This window comes from Kitasatospora sp. NA04385, from assembly GCF_013364235.1.
Taxonomy (GTDB): domain Bacteria; phylum Actinomycetota; class Actinomycetes; order Streptomycetales; family Streptomycetaceae; genus Kitasatospora.
Map to the genome: position 1 here is coordinate 2,799,861 of NZ_CP054919.1, position 18,608 is coordinate 2,818,468.

Annotated in this window: 16 protein-coding genes; 5 read left to right on the top strand and 11 right to left on the bottom strand. The window is 75.8% G+C overall.

The annotated features are described in order from the left end of the window. Positions 1 to 8 precede the first annotated feature (8 nt). Both HUT16_RS39225 and HUT16_RS12250 read right to left on the bottom strand, forming a co-directional pair. On the bottom strand, positions 9 to 695 hold the full coding sequence (locus tag HUT16_RS39225; RefSeq protein WP_176188170.1) for an RDD family protein: 687 nt from the start codon (positions 693 to 695) through the stop codon (positions 9 to 11). A gap of 120 nt (positions 696 to 815) precedes the next feature. Continuing rightward, positions 816 to 2,762, bottom strand: coding sequence for an RDD family protein (locus tag HUT16_RS12250; RefSeq protein WP_176188172.1), 1,947 nt, complete (start codon positions 2,760 to 2,762; stop codon positions 816 to 818). A 405-nt stretch (positions 2,763 to 3,167) separates the two neighbouring features. On the opposite strand from HUT16_RS12250, the gene HUT16_RS12255 reads away from it, so the two are divergent. Then, the gene (locus HUT16_RS12255; protein ID WP_176188174.1) at positions 3,168 to 3,587 is read left to right on the top strand and encodes an SsgA family sporulation/cell division regulator; all 420 of its coding nucleotides are present in this window, start codon (positions 3,168 to 3,170) and stop codon (positions 3,585 to 3,587) included. A 229-nt stretch (positions 3,588 to 3,816) separates the two neighbouring features. On the opposite strand, the gene HUT16_RS12260 is transcribed toward HUT16_RS12255, so the two are convergent. The 4 genes from HUT16_RS12260 to HUT16_RS38125 form a co-directional block, all read right to left on the bottom strand. Further along, on the bottom strand, positions 3,817 to 5,220 hold the full coding sequence (locus tag HUT16_RS12260; RefSeq protein ID WP_254897777.1) for a glycosyltransferase 87 family protein: 1,404 nt from the start codon (positions 5,218 to 5,220) through the stop codon (positions 3,817 to 3,819). Between the two features lie 562 nt (positions 5,221 to 5,782). Further along, positions 5,783 to 7,171 carry a HAMP domain-containing sensor histidine kinase gene (locus HUT16_RS12265; RefSeq protein ID WP_254898292.1) on the bottom strand — a complete coding sequence of 463 codons (1,389 nt, stop codon included), beginning with the start codon at positions 7,169 to 7,171 and terminating at the stop codon, positions 5,783 to 5,785. A 17-nt stretch (positions 7,172 to 7,188) separates the two neighbouring features. After that, positions 7,189 to 7,893, bottom strand: a complete 705-nt coding sequence (locus HUT16_RS12270) for a response regulator transcription factor (protein WP_176188180.1) — start codon at positions 7,891 to 7,893, stop codon at positions 7,189 to 7,191. 302 nt (positions 7,894 to 8,195) lie between these two features. Beyond that, positions 8,196 to 8,414 carry a hypothetical protein gene (locus HUT16_RS38125; RefSeq protein WP_254897778.1) on the bottom strand — a complete coding sequence of 73 codons (219 nt, stop codon included), beginning with the start codon at positions 8,412 to 8,414 and terminating at the stop codon, positions 8,196 to 8,198. 1 nt (position 8,415) lies between these two features. Between HUT16_RS38125 and HUT16_RS38130 the strand changes: the two genes are divergently transcribed. The 3 genes from HUT16_RS38130 to HUT16_RS12285 all read left to right on the top strand — a co-directional run bounded on the left by HUT16_RS38130 (position 8,416) and on the right by HUT16_RS12285 (position 10,213). Next, the gene (locus tag HUT16_RS38130; protein ID WP_254897779.1) at positions 8,416 to 8,637 is read left to right on the top strand and encodes a hypothetical protein; all 222 of its coding nucleotides are present in this window, start codon (positions 8,416 to 8,418) and stop codon (positions 8,635 to 8,637) included. 89 nt (positions 8,638 to 8,726) lie between these two features. Beyond that, entirely contained in the window at positions 8,727 to 9,257 is a 531-nt protein-coding gene (locus tag HUT16_RS12280) for an Lrp/AsnC family transcriptional regulator (RefSeq protein WP_176188184.1), read from the top strand. Positions 9,258 to 9,445: 188 nt separating this feature from the next. Continuing rightward, positions 9,446 to 10,213: a helix-turn-helix domain-containing protein gene (locus HUT16_RS12285; protein ID WP_176188186.1), complete on the top strand. Its 768-nt coding sequence runs from the start codon at positions 9,446 to 9,448 to the stop codon at positions 10,211 to 10,213. A gap of 109 nt (positions 10,214 to 10,322) precedes the next feature. Here HUT16_RS12285 and HUT16_RS12290 read toward each other — a convergent pair whose 3' ends face one another. From HUT16_RS12290 to HUT16_RS12300, 3 genes are all read right to left on the bottom strand, one after another. After that, positions 10,323 to 11,129: a hypothetical protein gene (locus HUT16_RS12290; RefSeq protein WP_176188188.1), complete on the bottom strand. Its 807-nt coding sequence runs from the start codon at positions 11,127 to 11,129 to the stop codon at positions 10,323 to 10,325. A 58-nt stretch (positions 11,130 to 11,187) separates the two neighbouring features. Beyond that, positions 11,188 to 11,838 (bottom strand): IclR family transcriptional regulator, encoded by a 651-nt coding sequence (locus HUT16_RS12295; RefSeq protein ID WP_014135981.1) that lies wholly within the window; start codon positions 11,836 to 11,838, stop codon positions 11,188 to 11,190. 387 nt (positions 11,839 to 12,225) lie between these two features. After that, positions 12,226 to 14,049 carry a DEAD/DEAH box helicase gene (locus HUT16_RS12300; RefSeq protein ID WP_176192634.1) on the bottom strand — a complete coding sequence of 608 codons (1,824 nt, stop codon included), beginning with the start codon at positions 14,047 to 14,049 and terminating at the stop codon, positions 12,226 to 12,228. 471 nt (positions 14,050 to 14,520) lie between these two features. Between HUT16_RS12300 and HUT16_RS12305 the strand changes: the two genes are divergently transcribed. Continuing rightward, complete coding sequence (locus HUT16_RS12305; protein WP_254897780.1) at positions 14,521 to 15,021, top strand: SsgA family sporulation/cell division regulator; 501 nt, start codon at positions 14,521 to 14,523, stop codon at positions 15,019 to 15,021. Between the two features lie 53 nt (positions 15,022 to 15,074). On the opposite strand, the gene HUT16_RS12310 is transcribed toward HUT16_RS12305, so the two are convergent. Then, positions 15,075 to 15,695 carry a class F sortase gene (locus HUT16_RS12310; protein WP_176188193.1) on the bottom strand — a complete coding sequence of 207 codons (621 nt, stop codon included), beginning with the start codon at positions 15,693 to 15,695 and terminating at the stop codon, positions 15,075 to 15,077. Between the two features lie 114 nt (positions 15,696 to 15,809). Further along, complete coding sequence (locus tag HUT16_RS37375; RefSeq protein ID WP_254897781.1) at positions 15,810 to 17,519, bottom strand: phosphatidylglycerol lysyltransferase domain-containing protein; 1,710 nt, start codon at positions 17,517 to 17,519, stop codon at positions 15,810 to 15,812. Positions 17,520 to 18,608: the final 1,089 nt, after the last annotated feature.

Consider the following 18,608-nt stretch of genomic DNA (forward strand, 5'->3'; position numbering starts at 1 on the left):
CGCGGGTGTCAGGCGGTCGAGACCACCACCGTCTTGGCCGCCTTGTCGTGGATGCACTGCCGGTAGGGCTTGTCGAAGACGCCGAACAGGCCGTCGACCGCCCACCAGAGGCCGCCGCAGCAGATCAGCGCGGGGACGATGAAGACGGCGGCGCGGGTCCAGGCGGCCGAGGGGGTGGGGGAGGAGCCGTCGGCGAGCATGGCGACCCGGACCTTCATCAGCTTCTTGCCGAGCGTCTGGCCGTCCCGGCTGAGCATCAGCCCCTCGTACACCAGGTAGAGCGCGCCGCTGAGCCAGAACGAGCCGACCCAGCCGCTCTGCTCGTTGAAGTGCAGGAACGGGAGCAGCACCACGATGGCGATCACCTGCACCATCACGTAGTCGACCAGCCGGGCGAGGATGCGCGAACCCCAGCCGCCGAGCGGCGGCATCCCGGGGACGGGGCCGGGGCCGGGCGCGCCGTAGGGCGAGCCGTACGGGTCACCGGGTCCGCCCGGTCCGGCCGGGCCGCCGGGCGGGGGGCCGTAGCCGGGGGGCGGGTTGTCGTACGGGGAGCCCGGGCCGGTCGGCGCGCCGTACTGGCCGCCGTAGCCGGGCGGGGTGTCGTACGGGCTGCCCGACGACGGGGGCTGCTTGTCGAAGGAAGGCCGGCCGCCCTCCTCCGGCTCGGTTCCGGACGGGTCGCTGGTGCTCATGGCACGAGTAGAACACCGCGAATACTACGATGTTGGGATATTTGATCCGTTTCTGTCCGTTTTGCAGGCTTCCGGACGGTCGGGCCATCCCGGCGGCGACGGCGGCCGGTTGACCCGGCGTCAGCCGCGCTCGGCCCGCACCACCCTGGTCCGGGCCGCCCGGTCGTGCCAGCCGCGCCGGGCCGGGCGGTCCAGCAGCGCGGCGACCGGGCCGAGCAGGACGGCGGTACCCAGCCCGCGCACCAGCCAGCGCACCAGCGACCGGCCGAAACCGGGAGCGCCCGTACCGCCCGCGGCGACCACCCGGACCCGGGCCATCCGCTTGCCGAAAGTCTGGCCGGTCCGGGCGATCGGCAGCACCTGGTACAGCAGGCCGAACACCAGCAGCACCCCGAGCAGCACGCCCACCCGGCCCAGCACCGTCCCGTCCAGCAGCCAGACCTGGCGCTGCCGGCCGGTCATGCTGGCCGCCAGCGCCGCCTGGTCGATCTTCGCCTGGACGTGCGCCCGTACGGTCGCGGCCAGCGGCACCGCGACGGCCGCGCCGACCACCACCGTGACCGCAGCGTCCACCAGCCACGCGAACGTCCGCGCCCCGACCCCCGCGCTCACCTGCGCCGGAGCCGCCGGACGCCGCTTCCCGGCAGCGGGAGTAGTGGCGGGAGCGGAACGGCGGGCGGAGGAGCCGGTACGGGGCCGCTCCGCGCGGGCCTGCTCGGGACGGGGCTGTTCAGGACGGGTCTGCTCGGGACGGGTCTGCTCGGCGCGGCGCGGCGGGCGGACCCGCTCACTGGTGACGTGCGCCGCCCGCGGTTCCCGCCCGGGCCGTTCGGCCTCCGGCCCGCCGCCGTCCGCGTCCCCGCCCGCGGGCCCGGTCTCGACCGGAGCGGCGGCCTCGACCTCGGCCTCATCGGCCTCATCGGTCTGGCCGGACTCCGGGTCGACGCCCCAGGACACCCAGCGCGGCGCCCCGCCGGTCTCCATCAGTCCGCGCTGCGCCTGCGGATCGGCCCGCCACCCCGAACCGGAGTCGGCCGACCTCGGCTGCGGCAACGCTTCCGCCGCCGACTCCGACACCGGCTCCGGTTCCGACACCGGCTCCGACGCCGGTCGCCCGGCGAACTGCTGCGACTGCGCGGGCACCGGCACCGGCACCGGTTCGAACAGCGCCCCGGGCGAGGCCGCCATCCCGACCGAACCGTCCCCGGCCTCGTCCCCGGCGCCGCCTCCGTGCCAGGGCGTCCCGCCGAGCGGCCGGGCGGCCCGCGGCCCGGACGTCCCGCCCGCGACCGGCTCCGGCTCTGCCTGCACGGGCAGTTCCAGCGGCCGAGCCACGGACTCCGCCTCGCGCGCCTCCGGGCCACCCGCCCCGGCCACCCGCGCACCGCGCCCCTTCCGCGGTGCGACCACCGCACCGGCCGGCAGCCCCGGGTGGCCGCCACTACCGTCCTCGCTGCCGAGGCGCAGCGCGGCCGCGGTGGCCCAGGACTCGACCGCGACCGGCTGCAGCCCGTTCCCGGCGACCGCCCACGGGGTCACCTCGGCAGAACCGGCCGCGACCGGACCGGCGGGACCGAGCGGACCGGCGGGACCGACCGGCCGCAGCGACTCCACCTGGTGGCGGGGCCGGACCTCCAGCTCCCCCGGCCCGGGCTCGGCCGCCGCACCCGGCCCCGGAACCGCCCCCGGAACGGCTCCCGGAGCGGCCCCCGCCCCCGGTCCCCCGGCCCCGGGCTCGGGGTGGGCGGGCATGGTGAAGACGGCCTGGGCGCCGGTCTCGTCGAAGTAGATCGGGCCGGTCTCGACCAGCGGCGCGGCCGGGTCCGCGGGGGCGGCGAAGGTGAGGCCGGGCGGGAGGCTGTAGGGGGGCGGGCTGAGGTAGCGGGCGACGAAGCGCGGCGGGTCGAGCGGCTCGCCGGGGCCGGGTGCGGGGCGGCTGGTGCCGGGGACCCAGGCGTGGCCGGCCCAGTAGCGGAGGAAGCCGGGCACCGAGGGGTCGGGGTAGTAGCCGGGTGCTCCGGCGTCCCCGGCGAGGGTCGCGCCGGTGGTGGAGGGCCGGTCCGTCATTGCGTCTTCCTTCGTACCGGCACCGCGGCGTGCGGGTGTGCGGACGTGCGTGGGGGAGCCGCGGGCGGAGAGTCGCCGGGCAGTCACAAAGGGTAGTACCTCGAACGACCTCGTCCCCCGGGTTCACCGGAACTCGTGAAACGAGCGGGCACACGTGGTACTGCGGGTGCGCCCGGGGCGGCGGGGGCCGTTCCGGGGGCGGGGCGGAGCCGCGGTCGGGCGGCCCCGGTGTGCCGGTGTTCCCGTCCGGAACAACCGGGGCGGGGCGGAAAAGGTTCTGCGGGGGGCCGCCGGAAAAAAGTTCCGCGGGAACTCGCGGAACCCGTGTAAGAGTCCGCGCGGCCCGCGCTCTCGGCTGGTGCGGGGGTCGAACGGCGGCCCCGCGAGGCGGAGAGGGTGAGGACGATGGCCGGGCAGTCGACCGGAGTGGTGGAGCAGGAACTGGAGCTGGAACTGGTGCTGTCGCCGGAGCGCAGCGTCCCGGTGGCGGCGCGGCTGTCGTACGGGAGCCACGACCCGTTCGCGGTGTACGTGACCTTTCACCTGGACAGCGGGACGCCGGTGACCTGGGTGTTCGCCCGGGAGCTGCTGGTGGAGGGGACGTTCCGGCCGTGCGGTCAGGGCGACGTGCGGATCTGGCCGACCCGGTCGGGGCGGCGCAGCGTGCTGTGCATGGCGCTGACCTCGCCGGCGGGGGACGCGCTGCTGGAGGCGCCGCTGCCGACGGTGGCGGCCTGGCTGGAGCGGGCGCACCGGCTGGTGCCGCCGGGCGCGGAGCTGGAGGCGATGGACCTGGACGGTTCACTGGCGGAGCTGCTGGCGTGAGGGGGCGCGCACGGCCGGTCCGGGCGCGGGTACGGGCGCGGGTACGGGTGCAGGTCCGGACGCGGTGCGGTCCGACCCGCCCGCCCGGCCGTCCCCCGGAGCGCCCGCCGTCGGGAGGCCCCGGACGCCCGGAGACGGACAGCCGCCCGGACGGCACGGAAACGAACGGCCCGAAGGCGAAGGGCGGGGAAACGAACGGCGCGAAGGCCAACGACGCCGCCGCCGGGGTTCAGCGGGCCGCGGGGGCCTTCTGCGCGCCGGAGCTGTCGAGCCCGTCCGGGTCGGTGCGCGGGGCGGGGACGCGCACCGGCGGGGCGCCGCCTGCGCGTCGCCGGGAGCGGACCCGGAGCGCGGCGACGGCGAGGAAGCACAGGCCCATCAGCGGGTAGACGCTCGCCGGGAACTGCTTGAGCACCGACAGGTGCAGGTCGAGGTCGCCCTTGTGCGGGACGATCCACATGGCGAAGGACAGGAAGCCGAGCAGCGTCAGGCCGAAGATCGGCCGCCAGCGCAGCCGCCGGACGGCGGCGGGGCGGGAGCGCTCGTGCGCGGCCTCGGCGGCGAGCAGCACGAGCACGGGCACGCACCACACCCAGTGGTGGGTCCAGCTGATCGGGGAGACCAGCACGGCGGTGACCAGGGCGACGCACACGCTCCAGGCGTCGGCGCGCGGCGACCAGCGGGCGCTGCGGTGCGCCCAGACGGCGATGGAGAGCCCGGCGACGGCGACCAGGGCGGTGGGCAGGGTGGCCACGACGCCGGGGGTCTCGACGTGCAGCAGCCGGGCGACCGTGCCGCGCAGCGACTGGTTGTCGACGATGACGGTCTTGCCGACCCGGCTGGAGTCGAACATGTACTTCGTCCAGTAGCCGCGGGTGGCGTCGGGGAGCACCAGCGCGCCGATCAGGAAGGTGCCGACGAAGGTGGCGCCGGCCGTGAGCGCGGCCCGGACCCGGCCGGTGATCAGCAGGTAGACGGCGAACAGGCCGGGGGTGAGCTTGATGCCGGCGGCGATGCCGATGGCCACGCCCTTGCTGCGGGCGGAGTCGGGGCGGGTGAGGTCCCAGAGGATCAGGCAGGCCAGCGCGAGGTTGATCTGGCCGTAGCGCAGGGTGGTGAAGACCGGTTCCAGCCAGACGCCCAGTCCGGTGACCAGCAGGACGCCGACCGGGCGCAGGTCGCGGCGCGGCCAGCCGACCAGTTTGAAGGACAGGTGGGCCAGGGTGGCCAGCAGCAGCAGGTTGGCGCCGGTGACGGCCAGCCGCAGGAACGGGACGCCGAACCAGGTGGTCGGCACGAACAGCATCGCGGCGAACGGCGGGTAGGTGGCGGGCAGGTTCCACTCGGTGACCCGCAGCGCGTACAGGTCGTGGCCGTCGGCGACGGCGGCGCCCTCGGCCCGGTAGACGATCATGTCGACCATCGAGGTGCCGGCGAGGTGCCGCACCACGGCGTAGCCGAGCAGCGAGACCAGGGCGATCCCGGCGGCCGCCAGCAGCGGGCGCCGGGGGGCGGCGCGCAGGGCGGCGGTGACGGCGGCGCCCTGGCGGACGGGGGCGGTGAGGGCGCGCTGCCAGGCCGGGGCGGGCGGCCGGGCGGGGCCGCCGGGGGGCGTGCCCCGTTCCGTTTGCACCGTGGTCACTGTGTTGCTCCGTCCGCCGTCGACCTGCGCTGGGCCAGCAGCCGACACTACCCGAACGGTCGGCGGGCGCCACCGGTCGCGGTCGCCCCGGGCTCCCCTCCTGGGGCTGCCGCCCGGCCGCTGGGGAGAGCGGCCGGACGGCGACCCGGCCCGGGGCGGCCGCAGCTCGGGGCCGGTCCGCCGGGAACGGCACGGGCCGCGGCGCGGTCGGCCGGCGGTGCGGTTCCGGCGGCGCGGCGGCCGCGGTGCCGGTGCGCGCGGTGGTGTCGGTCACGTGCGGTGGCCGCACCGTCCGGTCCGGGGCGCAGCGGCCCCGGTCGCGCGCGTACGGGTCCCGGGGTGGGACGGACCCCGGTTCGCGTACGTGGTCCGGGGTCGCCGACCCCGGTGCCGGCTGACGTTAGTCGGGGCGGCGGGCCCGGTCGTCCGCACCGGGGCGGCATGAGGCAGCATTGGCCGCCGCTTAGGACATATTTAAGGGAGGGGCGCGGCACCGAGCTGTCGCCCCCGCGGTAACAGCTCCCGTGCCGGCGTCGTCGCGTCCCCGGGCCCGCTAGTCCTTGCGGATCAGCCGGCCGCTCCGGCGGCGTTGCTGCCGGGGCAGTTCGACTTCGGTGCGGATGTTGATCCGCACCGAGACCTCGGCGCCGCCGAGGACGGCCGAGCGCCCGACCAGGACCTCGCCGCCGGTGCCCTCGGCGAGCTTGCGGACGATGTCCAGGCCGAGGCCGGTGGAGCCCTCGCCGCCGTGTCCGGCGCCGCGGCGGATCGCCGTGGCCGGGTCGGTGATGCCGGGCCCGCCGTCGCCCACCAGGACGGTGACCGCGTCGGCGGTGGCGACCACGTCGACGGCGAAGGGGGTGCCGACGGCGGTGTGCCGGAAGACGTTGCCGAGCAGCGCGTCGACGGCGGCGGCCAGGTCGCCGCGCTGCACCGGGACGGGCGTCGGCTCCTCGTCTCCGGCCAGCTGCCAGGGGCGGCCCTCGTCCTCGGCGAGCGCGGACCAGAACGCGACCCGGTCCCGGATCACCTCGACGGCGTCGCAGCCGAGGGCGACCGGCGGGGCGTCCACCGGGTCGCGGCGGGCGGTGCGGATGATCTGGTCGACCTCGCGCTCCAGCTGGGAGACCGCGTGCCGGGTGGCGTCGGCGGCGTCGCCCTCGCCCAGGGCTGCGGCGTTGAGCCGGAGCACGGTGAGCGGGGTGCGCAGCCGGTGCGACAGGTCGGCGGCGAGCTCGCGTTCGGCGGCGAGCAGGTGGACCACCCGGTCGGCCATGGCGTTGAACGCGTAGGCGGCCTCCCGGAGCTCCTCGGGCGCGCCCGCCGCCTCGCGCCCCTCGACCGGGACCCGGACGGTGAGGTTGCCGGAGCCGAGCGAGCGGGCGGCGGTGGCCAGGCGGCGGGCGGAGCGGATGATCCGGGTGCCCATCCGGTCGGCGACCGCGACGGACACCGCGACCAGGGCGAGCGCGACGCCGGAGAGCACCAGCCAGGCGGTGCCGACGCCGCGCGACAGGTCGGCGTCCGGGACGTACACCTCGACCATGGCGATCCCGCCGCCGTCGACGGCGACCGGCTGCAGCAGCACGTAGCCGCCGTCGACCCGGGCGGTGCCGGCCCGGACGGTGCGGGTGATGCCCTGGTTGCCGGTGCTGGGCAGCTGGTCGTTCTCGGTGCGGGCGTTGCCGACCGTGATGCCGCCGGGCAGGTGGACGGCGAGCCGGTCCTGGGTGCCGGCGTCGGTGGAGGCCATGGCCTTGGCGATGGCCTGCTGGTCGGTGGTGATGGCGAGGGCCGGTCCGAGCGCGGCGGCCTGCCGTTCGGCGGCGGTGAACGCCCGGTCCCGGGCGGTCTGCTGGACCATCAGGCCGAGCGGGATGAGGAAGGCGAGCGCGACCATGACGGTGCCGGCGATGGCGGCCTTGACCATCGCCCAGCGCAACGAGCGGAGGATGCGCTTCACGTCGTGCACCCGGCCGGTCCGGAGGGCGCCTCCAGGCGGACGCCGACGCCGCGCACGGTGTGCAGGTAGCGCGGGCTGGAGGCGGTCTCGCCGAGCTTGCGGCGCAGCCAGGACAGGTGGACGTCGATGGTCTGGTCGCCGCCGTAGGTCTGCCGCCACACCTCGGCCAGGATCTCCTTGCGCGGGACGACCACGCCGGGGCGGGCCGCGAGGAAGGCCAGCAGGTCGAACTCGCGGCGGGTGAGGTCGAGCCGCTGCCCGTCGAGCAGGGCCTCGCGGCGCTGCGGGTCGATGGCGAGGCCGCCGACCCGCAGGATCTGCGGGGCCGTCAGGGCGCCGCCGCCCAGTCTGCGCAGGACGGCGGCCATCCGGGCGGTCAGGTGTTCACCGGAGAAAGGTTTCACCAGGTAGTCGTCGGCGCCGTCGTTCAGCAGCCGGACGATCTCCGCCTCGTCGTCCCGCGCCGTGGAGATGATCACCGGGACGTTGGTCAGGCCCCGGATCATCTTGAGCGCCTCGCTGCCGTCCAGGTCCGGCAGGCCCAGGTCGAGGACCACCAGGTCGCAGCCGACCTGGGCGACTTCGCGCAGGGCCTCCAGGGCGGTGCCGACGGAGCGCACGGCGTGGCCGGTGTCGGCCAGATGGCGGATCAGGGCGGAACGCACAAAGGGGTCGTCCTCGACCACAAGCACTGTTGCCATGGGGCTGCACGGTACGGCATCGCGGCCCAGTGGTCTGTACCTCGGGTGGCCCCGACCACCCCCGCGGGAGGCCGTCCCTTGAGCTTCCCTGAAGCTGCGCGCTCTTTTTCCACAAGGTTTCTGCGGATATCCCGGCCCACTGACCTGGCCGTGACATTCGTACGGCAGGATGGGCCCGCGATGCGGAGCGGACTGGTTCAACTGGGCGCCTGGACGACGGCCACCGGAGCGGCGGTGGCGTTGTCCTGGCTCGGCGTGCACGCGGTGCTCGTCGACACGGTTTTCGAGCAGCCGGCGGCGGTTCAGCTGCCCTCGGTGGCCTCGTCCCCGCCGGCGGGGACGACTCCGCCGGTCTCCCCGAGCGGTCCGCCGCCGCCCTCCGCGGCGGCCCCGAGCCCGACGCCCGACCCGGACCCGAGCCCGACGCCGGGCGCGGGGACGGGGGGCGGGTCCGGCGCGGGGGCGACGGTGTCCGCTCGGCCCACCACCCCGGCCCGCCGGAGCAGCAGCCCGCCCAGCACGGTGCACAGCTATCCGGTGCTGGGCGGCCGGGTGGCGCTCGACCAGCGGCCCACCGAGGCCAGGCTGGTGTCGGCGGTGCCGGATCCGGGCTGGTCGGTGCAGGTCTGGCACGGCGACCAGTGGATGCAGGTCAGCTTCTCCAAGGACGACCGGGCCTCGATGGTGTTCGTGTCCTGGAACGGGCACGAGCCCGACGTGCAGACCTTCGTCGTCGGCAACTGACCGTCCGCCGGGCTGACGCACGGGCCGCGCCGACCGCACAATGTCGGTCGGAGCCCCGACCCGTCCGCACCACTCCCCCGGAGCCGCCCGTGCCCCCGCAGCCCGACGCCATCGACGCGCTGGACGGCAGGCTGATCCGGCTGCTCGCCGAGGAGCCGCGGATCGGCGTGCTGGAGTGCTCGCGCCGCCTGCAGGTGGCGCGCGGCACGGTGCAGGCCCGGCTGGACCGGCTGCAGGCGCGCGGGGTGATCGGCGGGTTCGGCCCGCAGGTGGACCCGGCGGCGCTCGGCTACCCGGTGACGGCGTTCGCGACGCTGGAGATCTCGCAGGGGCAGGGCGCGGACGTCCGGGCGCACCTGGCGGCGGTGCCGGAGGTGCTGGAGCTGCACACCATCACCGGCCACGGGGACATGCTGGTGCGGATCGTGGCCCGTTCGAACGCGGACCTGCAGCGGGTGATCGACCGGGTGGTGGGGTTCGACGGGATCGTCCGGGCGTCCACCGCGATCGCGCTGGAGAACCCGGTGCCGTACCGGGTGCTGCCGCTGGTGGAGCAGGCGGCCGGGACGGGGGGCCGGACGGAGGCGCAGCCGGGGACGCAGCCGGGGGCCGGGCGCTGACCCTGCGCCGGTGCCCGTCCGTCCTGGCGCTCCTCCCCTTGCCGGGGATCCATTGGCATATGCCTCCTGCCCGTGCAGGCGAAGATCGCAGCCATGAGCACATGGACCGCACTCCCCGAGTGCCCGCCAGCCGTCCCACCGTCAGCACCGGCCCCCCGGCGGGCCGTTCGACCGGGGGAGGCCCAGCGATGAGCCGGGTCACCGAGCCGCAGACCACCCTGATCGCGTCCGCGCAACGGGCCCTGCGGCTCCTGGAGGCCGCCGCCCGGCACCCGTCCGGCGCCACCGCCAAGCAGCTCGCCCGGGACACCGGGCTGGCCCTCGGCACCACCTACCACCTGCTGCGCACCCTGGTGCACGACAGCTACCTGGAGCGCCGCGCGGGGCTCTACTGCACCGGACCGGCGGTCTCCGGCCTGACCCGGGACCGGGTGGAGAGCCCGGCCGCCGGCCGGTCCCGGCTGGACGGGCTGCTCGGCCGGATCGCCCACCAGCTGTCCGCCGCCGTGCACTTCGCCCGGTACAAGGACGGCGAGGTCGATCTGGTCGCGGCGGCGCCCGCCCCCGGCGCGCCCACCGCCGATCCGCGGCACTTCCGGGCCGGGGCGCACGCCCACGCGGCCGGCAAGACGCTGCTGGCCCTGATGTCCGCCGAGGAGCGGCGGCGCCACCTGACCCGCTACCCGATGGTGCCGTTCACCCCCTACACCCTGCGCGAACCCGCCCACCTGCCGCTGCTGCCCCGGCACGGGCCGCAGCGGGCCGCGCCGATCACCCAGTACCAGGAGTACACGCTGGGCACGGCCGGGGCGGCGGTCCCGATCGTGCTGGGCAGCGGGCTGGCCGCGATCGCGGTGTCGCTGCCGATGACCCAGGCCCACCGCTTACCGGAGATCGCCGCACGACTGCGCGCCCGGGTCGGCGACGACCTGGTGACGGCCGCGTTCGGGCTGTAGCCCGGACGCGCTCCCCGGGGGAAGAGAGAGAAGAGCACGAGGGCCGGGCGCACGGGGGTGCCACGCCCGGTCCCATCCGTCCGGCGGGCCCGCCGGACGCGACGGGCCGTCAGCAGTGCGGCACCGCACCGCCGCCGTTCAGCGCCTGGAGCGCGGCGACCGAGTCGGAGAGGGTGTCCACCGGGATCAGCTGCAGGCCGTCGGGGGTGTTGACCTTGCCCTGCGCGCACTCGCTGCGCGGCAGCAGGAACACCGTGGCCCCGGCCGCGTGCGCCGCCTGCGTCTTCAGCGGGATGCCGCCGACCTGGCCGATCCGCCCGTCCGCGTCGACCGTGCCGGTGCCGGCCACGTTCCGCCCGCCGGTCAGGTCGCCGCCCTTGCCGTCCCCGGCGATCTTGTCGATGATGCCCAGCGCCAGCATCTGCCCGCCGCTCGGCCCGCCGATCTGGCCGAGGTCGATCCGCACCCGGACCTGCTCCGGCGACAGGTGCAGGTAGCCCAGCGCGGCCAGGGTGGCGCTGTCCTGGGACTGCGTCATCTGCTGCTGGGTCGCCTCGTCCGCCTTCGCCGGGTCGCCCTGCGGGTAGACCTCGTCGGTGGGCACCACGGCCTTCTCCGGGTCGGCCCAGGCCGCCATCGTGTCCCACAGGGTGTTGCGCACGCCCGGGTTGGTGGCGCTGACGGTGACCACCCGCAGCTGCCCGGAGGTCTGCCGCTGCTCCGCCCCGCTGATCGTGATCACCCGGGCGCCCTCGTACGTGCCCAGGGTGTCGGCGGTCTGGCCGGGCGACTCCAGGGTGTAGGGCAGCGGCACGAACGCGGCCACCGCGAACAGCGCGAGCACCGGCAGCGCGCACAGCCCGAGGGCGCGGGAGCGCGGGGAGGTCAGGACCGGGGGCAGGTTCTGGGAAGCCACCCCCGCATCCAAACACACCCCGGTACCCGTGCGGGCCCGGCGCGGTGCGGCGGCGGGCTCAGCGCAGCGCGTCGGCGACCTCGGTGGCGGCCTCGATCACCCGCGGGCCGACCCGCTCCGGGACGAGGCCGTTGAGCATCACCACGCCGACGCTGCCCTCGATGCCGCTGAGGCCGATCAGCGCGGCGGCCGCGCCGCTGGCCCCGGACTGCTCCTCGGCCCGGGTGATCACGCAGCCCTGCTCGGGGCGGCGCTGGCCGGGGAAGCTGCGGGCCTCCAGGATGGCCCGGCCGGCCGCGCTCTCGGAGAGCGGGTGGCGCAGGCCGGTGCGGTAGGCGACGTGGAAGTCCGTCCAGGTCGGTTCGACCACGGCGACGGCGAGCGCCTCGTTGCCGTCGACCAGGGTGAGGTGGGCGGTGGCGCCCAGGTCCTCGGCGAGCGAGCGCAGCGCGGGCAGCGCGGCCTCGCGCAGCAGCGGGTGGACGCGGTGGGCGAGCCGGAGGACGCCGAGGCCGACCCGGGCCCGGCCGCCGATGTCCCGGCGGACCAGGCCGTGCTGTTCGAGGGTGGCGAGCAGGCGGTAGACCACCGTGCGGTTGACGGCCAGCCGGGCCGCCAGTTCGGTCACCGTGAGCCCGCGTTCGGAGTCGGCGAGCAGTTTCAGTACCCGGACACCCCTGTCCAGGGTCTGGGAAGTCTCAGCAGTCACGAGGCGCCAGGTCCTTTCCGCGGCAGGTCCGACCTTACGGCAGAACTGCCTTTGGCCGCACCGGAATTGGTCGCGCGCGGGGAGGGTGTTCCAGCGCGGGAGGCCGGCCCGGGCGACATCGGCAGGGCATGGGACTCCGCGACACCCGGCCGGGCCGGCGGGTGGGGCCCGGATGAGTGTGGGGAGACGCTAGTGAACGGGGGCGCCCGGTGGAAGTGGTTGTCCAAAATTCGGGCGTCATCGATGGGAAGTCGTGATGACAAAACGGAACAAGGGGCACATAGCCCGCGGCGCGAACGCACGAGTGTCCGATATCTGGGCGCGGCCCCGACCGGTCGGCACCCGGTCGGGGCGGCGGGGCGGCCGGACGCGACGGCCGGGCGGGGCTCAGCCCTGGGTGGCCCACTCGCGGATCCGGGCGATCCGCGCCTTGAGCTGGTTGGCGGTGGCCTGCGCGGTGAGCGGGCCGCCGCACTGCCGGCGCAGCTCGTTGTGGATGCTGCCGTGCGGCTGCTCGGTGCGGTGGTGCCAGGCGGCGACCAGCGCGTTCAGCTCCTTGCGCAGTTCGCGCAGTTCCTGGTGGGTGACCACCGGGCGCTCCTCGGCGGGGAGTTCCAGCAGGTCGGCCTCCTCGGCGGGCCTGGCCTTGGAGCGCTGGATCTGCCGGTGCTGGCGCTTCTGGAGCAGCATCTGCACCTGGTCGGGTTCGAGCAGGCCCGGGATGCCGAGGTAGTCCTCCTCCTCCTCGCTGCCGGGGTGCGCCTGCATGCCGAACTCCATGGCGTTGTACAGCACCCGGTCGAAGACCGCGTCGCTGCCCAGCGCCTCGTAGGAGAACTCCTCGGTGCCGGTGTCCGCCCCGTCGTTGGCCTTCTCGGCCTCGGCGAGCAGCCGGTCCTCCTCGTCGAAGAGGCCCTCGCCCTCCTTCTTGGGCCGGTCCAGGACGTGGTCGCGCTGGAGCTCCATCTCGTTGGCGAAGCCGAGCAGCATCGGGATGGTCGGCAGGAACACCGAGGCGGTCTCGCCGCGCTTGCGGGCGCGCACGAAGCGGCCGACGGCCTGGGCGAAGAACAGCGGGGTGGAGATCGAGGTGGCGTACACGCCGACGCACAGCCGGGGCACGTCGACGCCCTCGGAGACCATCCGGACCGCGACCATCCAGCGCGAGGTGCCCTCGGCGTAGTCGGAGATCCGCCGGGAGGCCTCGGTCTCGTCGGAGAGCACCAGGGTGACCTTCTCGCCGGTGATCTCGCGCAGCAGCTTGGCGTACGCCCGGGCCACCGTCTGGTCGGTGGCGATCACCAGGCCGCCGGCGTCCGGGATGCCCTTGCGGACCTCGGTCAGCCGCCGGTCGGCGGCCTGGAGCACGGCCGGGATCCACTCGCCCTGCGGGGCGAGCGCGGTGCGCCAGGCCTGGGCGATCAGGTCCTTGGTCATCGGCTCGCCGAGCCGGGCCTCCAGCTCGTCGCCGGCCTTGGTGCGCCAGCGCATGTTGCCGGAGTAGCTGAGGAAGATCACCGGGCGGACCACGTGGTCGGCCAGCGCGTGCCCGTAGCCGTAGGTGTAGTCGGCGACCGACTTGCGGATGCCGTCGCCGCCCGCCTCGTACTGGACGAACGGGATCGGGTTGGTGTCGGAGCGGAACGGGGTGCCGGTGAGGGCGAGCCGGCGGGTGGCCGGCTCGAACGCCTCGAAGCAGGCCTCGCCCCAGGACTTGGAGTCGCCGGCGTGGTGGATCTCGTCCATGATCACCAGCGTCTTGCGCGCCTCGGTGCGGTTGCGGTGCAGCATCGGGTTGACGCCGACGCCCGCGTACGTGATCACGATGCCCTGGTAGTCCTTGGACAGCGGGCCCGAGGAGTACGCCGGGTCGAGCCGGATCCCTATCCGGGCGGCGGCCTCGGCCCACTGCTTCTTCAGGTGCTCGGTGGGCGCCACCACGGTGACCTGCTGCACCAGGTGGTTGTGCAGCAGGTAGGACGCCAGGGTCAGGGCGAAGGTGGTCTTTCCGGCGCCCGGGGTGGCGACCGCCAGGAAGTCCCGGGGCTGCTTCTCGATGTAGAGGTCCAGCGCGCCCTGCTGCCAGGCCCGCAGGCTGGCGGCGGTGCCCCAGGGGGCGCGGCCCGGGAAGGCCGGGGAGAGGTGCGCGGCGGCGGAGGTGCCGCTCGGGCGGGGGTGGGTGCTGTCGGCGTGCGAGAACAGCGGGGCCATCGAGGAGGAGGCGGCGGTAGTCACGGTCTCCGAACGGGGTCGTCGCAGGTCAGAGCCTGTGCGAGGCCCTGCCCCCGCGGTCGGCGGGCGGTCGTGGAACCCGCCCAGCCTAGCCCCTTCCCGCGGCTCGCCGGCCGCCGCGGCACGCCCCTGTGGCGCGCGTCCCACCGGATTCGTACGACTGTCACCGCACCTTCACACGGCGGGGCCGGCGCTCCCCCCGATGTGGCCGAACGGGTGATTCGCCGGAGGCCGCGCGGCGCCCGGGCGGCGGCCCGGCAGCCCGGCCGCCGCCCGTGGAATGGCCGTTCCCGGCGGTCCGGAACGCCCGGACCGACCCGTTCGGGTGTGATGCAGGTCACTTGAATCGGGCTCGGAACCGGCGTAATGGTTTCCGTCCCTCGTGACTCTCCATCAGCGGGAGGCGACACCGGTCGCATCCGCACCAGCACGCCCTCAGGAGGAACCGCCGTGTCCGCAGCGCCCGCGCCGGTCGAGCAGACCACCCACGCCCGACTGATCGTCAGCACCCACCGCTCCGCGCTGCTGCGGGTCACCCTGCGGTACCGCGCCGACGACCCGCTGGCGGTCCGGATGGTCTTCCCCGCCGAGTACGCGCTGGAGGCGGTCGGCGCGTCCGACGGCCCGCTGGGCGCCCTCCCCGACCCGGCCGACGACCCGTTCGGCGAAGCCGCCGGGGCCGACGGGGTGGACGGGGTGGAGTGGGTGTTCGCCCGCCAGCTGCTCGCCTCCGGGCTCGACCTGCCCAGCGGCGAGGGCGACGTGCACATCCGCCCCGCGTCCGGCCGGCGCACCGTCGTCGAGCTGCGCTCCCCCGAGGGCGTCGCGCTGCTCCAGTTCGACCGCGCCGAGCTGCGCCGCTTCCTGTGGCACAGCCACCTGGTGGTGCCCGAGGGACAGGAGCTGCGCCACCTGGACTGCGACCGGGCGCTCGCCGAGCTGCTGGCCTGAGCGGTCGCCGTCCCGGCGGGACGCCCCGCACGCCCCGTCCGGACGGCGGCCGCTCAGGCCCGCTGGGTGCGCACCAGGTGCGCGTACACCACCACGTTCCCGTCGTAGCCGCCCTCCCGGGTGAAGCTGCCGCCGCAGGTGATCAGGCGCAGCTGGGCGTCCGGGGTGGCCGCGTACACCTTGCGGTCCGGGAACCCGCTCTTCGGGTAGACCTCCACGCCGTCGACCTGGAACCAGGCGCTGGCCCGGTCCGCCCGGGAGACCTCCAGCTGGTCGCCCTTGTGCAGCGCGCCCAGCCGGTAGAACACCGCCGGGCCGTGCGCGTTGTCCACGTGCCCGGCCAGCACCGCCGTCCCGCTGGAGCCGGGGGCGGCGCCGTCCCGGTACCAGCCGGCCAGGTTGCGGTCCTCCTCCGGGGGCGGCTGCAGCCGGCCCTCGCCGTCCAGGCCGAGCCGGGCCACCGGGGCGTCCACCCCGAGCACCGGGATCCGCACCCGGACCGGCGGCGAGGGCGGCAGCGCGGGGACGGCCGGGCCCACCGGGGTGCCGTCGTACGCCTGCGCCGCGACCGGCGCCGGCGGCAGGGTGCCGGCCAGCCCGCCGTGCAGCATCCACGCCCCCGTGACGACGGCGGTCGCGGCCGCCACCGCCCCCGTCCACGTCCGCTCGCCCACCGCACGCCCTCCGACCGCCCGCCGACCCTGACCCCGACCCGCCCAGTTCACCCGGCGCCCGAGGTTGCAGCACCCCGTGGGTTCTGTCCGAGTGACGCGGCCGGTGACGCGCCGTCAGGGCCGGCGGCCGCCGCGGCGCAGCCGGGGCCTGGTCAGGAAGCCCTCCGCCAGCGCGTTGGCCAGGCCGATCGCGGGCAGCTCGGAGGGCTTCTCGTACAGCACGTAGCGCGGCTCCCAGGCCGGCCGGTAGCGGGCGTTGGCCCGGTACAGCGACTCCAGCTGCCACCACCGGGACAGGAAGCGCAGCACCCCGCGCCACAGCCGCAGCACCGGCCCGGCGCCCAGCCGCGGTTCGAACGCCTCGCGGAACATCGCGAAGTTCAGCGACACCCGGGCCACCCGGAACTCGGCGGCCCGGCCGAGCAGCGCGGCGACGGTGTACTCGACCAGCCCGTTGTCGGACTCCCGGTCCCGGCGCATCAGGTCGAGCGACAGCCCGTCGGCGCCCCACGGGACGAAGGACAGCAGCGCGGCCGTCCGCCCGGCCCCGTCGAGGCACTGGGCGAGCAGGCAGTCGCCGTCCGCCGGGTCGCCGAGCCGGCCCAGCGCCATCGAGAAGCCGCGCTCGGTGCGGCCGTGCCGCCAGGCGTCGGCCAGCCGGACCAGGTCGGCGAACTCCTCCGGCGGGACGTCCCGGTGGCGGCGCAGGAGCACCGCGTACCCGGCCCGCTCGACCCGGCGGCAGGTCTGCCGCAGGCCGCGCATCTCCCGGCCCTCCAGGGTGAAGCCGACCGGGTCGACCACCGCCTCGTCGCCCAGGTGCAGCGCGCGCAGCCCGGCCGTCCGGACGTAGACGGTGCCGCCGCGCTCGCCGGCGCCGGTGACGGCGGGGATCCAGGCGTGCGCCCGGGCCAGCCGGTGCCACTCCTCGATCGCCTGCGGCCAGGCCTCCGGGTCGCCCACCGGGTCGCCGGAGGCCAGCGCCACGCCGCCCACCACCCGGTAGGCGACGGCGGCCTTGCCGCTGGGCGAGAAGCACACCGACTTGTCGCGGCGCAGCGCGAAGTAGCCCAGCGAGTCGCGGCCGCCGTGCCGCGCCAGCAGGGCGCGCAGCGCCAGCTCGTCCTCGGGGCGCTGCCACTCGGTGCCGTGCGGGGAGCGCAGCAGGATCCGCAGGGTGAGCAGCAGCAGGGCGGTGGCGAGCAGGTTGAGGACGAGGTCGAGCCAGCGCGGCACGTCCACGCCGGTGGCCTCGACCACGCCGGAGACGGTGACCAGCCGCAGCGCCGCGTACCGGGCGGCCTCGTCCCAGCCGGGCACCGCGCCGGTGTGCCAGAGCCGGACGGCGAGGGCGCCCAGGCCGGTCAGCAGCGCCCCGCCGAGCAGCAGCACGGCGGCGGCCAGCGGCAGGTTGCCGCGCCCGCCGCGGACCCGGAACACCGGGCGGCCGGCCAGCAGGGCCAGCAGCAGCGCCAGGGTGAGCGCGGCGGAGACCCAGTTGAACGGGTGCGCGCGGTACTCGGGGAAGGCCAGCGCGAGGGCGTAGACGGCGGTGTGCGCGGCGGTGATCACCAGGGCGGTGATCCAGGCGGCCCGCTTGCGGCGGCGCAGCATCACCGCGAGCAGCCCGGCCAGCAGCGCGGTGGTGAAGCCGGAGGTGACCAGCACCGGGGTGAAGTACTCGCCCCGGTCGGCCCGTTCCACCTGGGCCCGGAACGGGGCGACCAGCGCGCCGAGCAGGTTGAGCAGGGTGGCGGCCCGCAGGTACCAGCGGGCCGCCGAGGCGCAGCGCAGCCGCCAGGGCGCGGGCGGCCGCTCGGGCACCGGCGCGGGCGGCGCGGGTTCGACGGCGCGGGGGTCGGCGCGGCCGGGGTCGGCGCGGCGGCGGTCTGCTCGGTCTCCGGGTCGGCGTCGGGGGTGCCGGCCACCAGGTCGTACGCGGTGGTCTTGGCGGCGACCAGGCGGCGGTGGATCCGGTCCTCGCGGCGTTCGGCCCGGGCCAGCCGGCGGGGGCGGGAGCGGTAGCGCCAGCGGGCCCACGGGCTGGCGGGCCGGGCCAGCCGGACGGCGCCGACCAGGGCGAGCGGCCAGAGCATGATGCCCAGCAGCCCCGTCCAGGTCTTGCCCTTGAGCAGGCTGACCGCCACCAGCGCCAGCAGCACGGCCGCCCCGGCCAGGGTCGGCCCGTCGGGGTGCCGGGCGAAGCCGCCGAGCGGGAGTTCGCCGACCAGCAGCAGCCCGATCATGGCGACGGCGAACATCACGGCGTCCACCGAGGTGCGGCCCTGGGTGGACCAGTAGACGTCCTTGAGGTGCAGGACCAGCGCGAACTCGTCCAGCACCAGGCCGGCGCCGACGCCGAACCCGAAGCCGAGCAGGTTCCACCAGCCGCCGCCGTCGCCGCGCAGCGCGAACGCCGCCACCCCGCACACCAGCAGCAGGGCCTGGCCGAACACCACGTGGTGGATGTGCATCCCGCCCGGGGTGACGTTGCCCGGCCACCAGCGGACCCGGGCCCGGATCATCCTGGTGCTGAGCCGGATGAACAGGAACGACAGCACCAGGCCGAGCAGCAGCAGGAACAGCGGCTCCCTCCCGGTGTCGACGATCCGGTCCCGGTAGGCGTCGATCAGCGGCTGCCACATCGTCGGGTGCGACCTCCGGGTCTGCGGGGCGGACGGGGCGGGCGGGACGGGCGGAGCGGGTGCGGTGCCTCGGCGCACCGGCGGGTCGTGCCATCTGACGTCAAGTCAACTCCCCCGGGCCGCCGCCACCCCGGCCCGGTGCTCCGAACAGGTGAGCGTTTCGGTGCGCCGTCCCCCGGTCATCCGTACCAGGGCCGTGCTTACCTGCGCGGCGAGCGGACGCGTGCCATGCTGAGGCCGACTCCCCCGGACGACGCATCTCTCCATT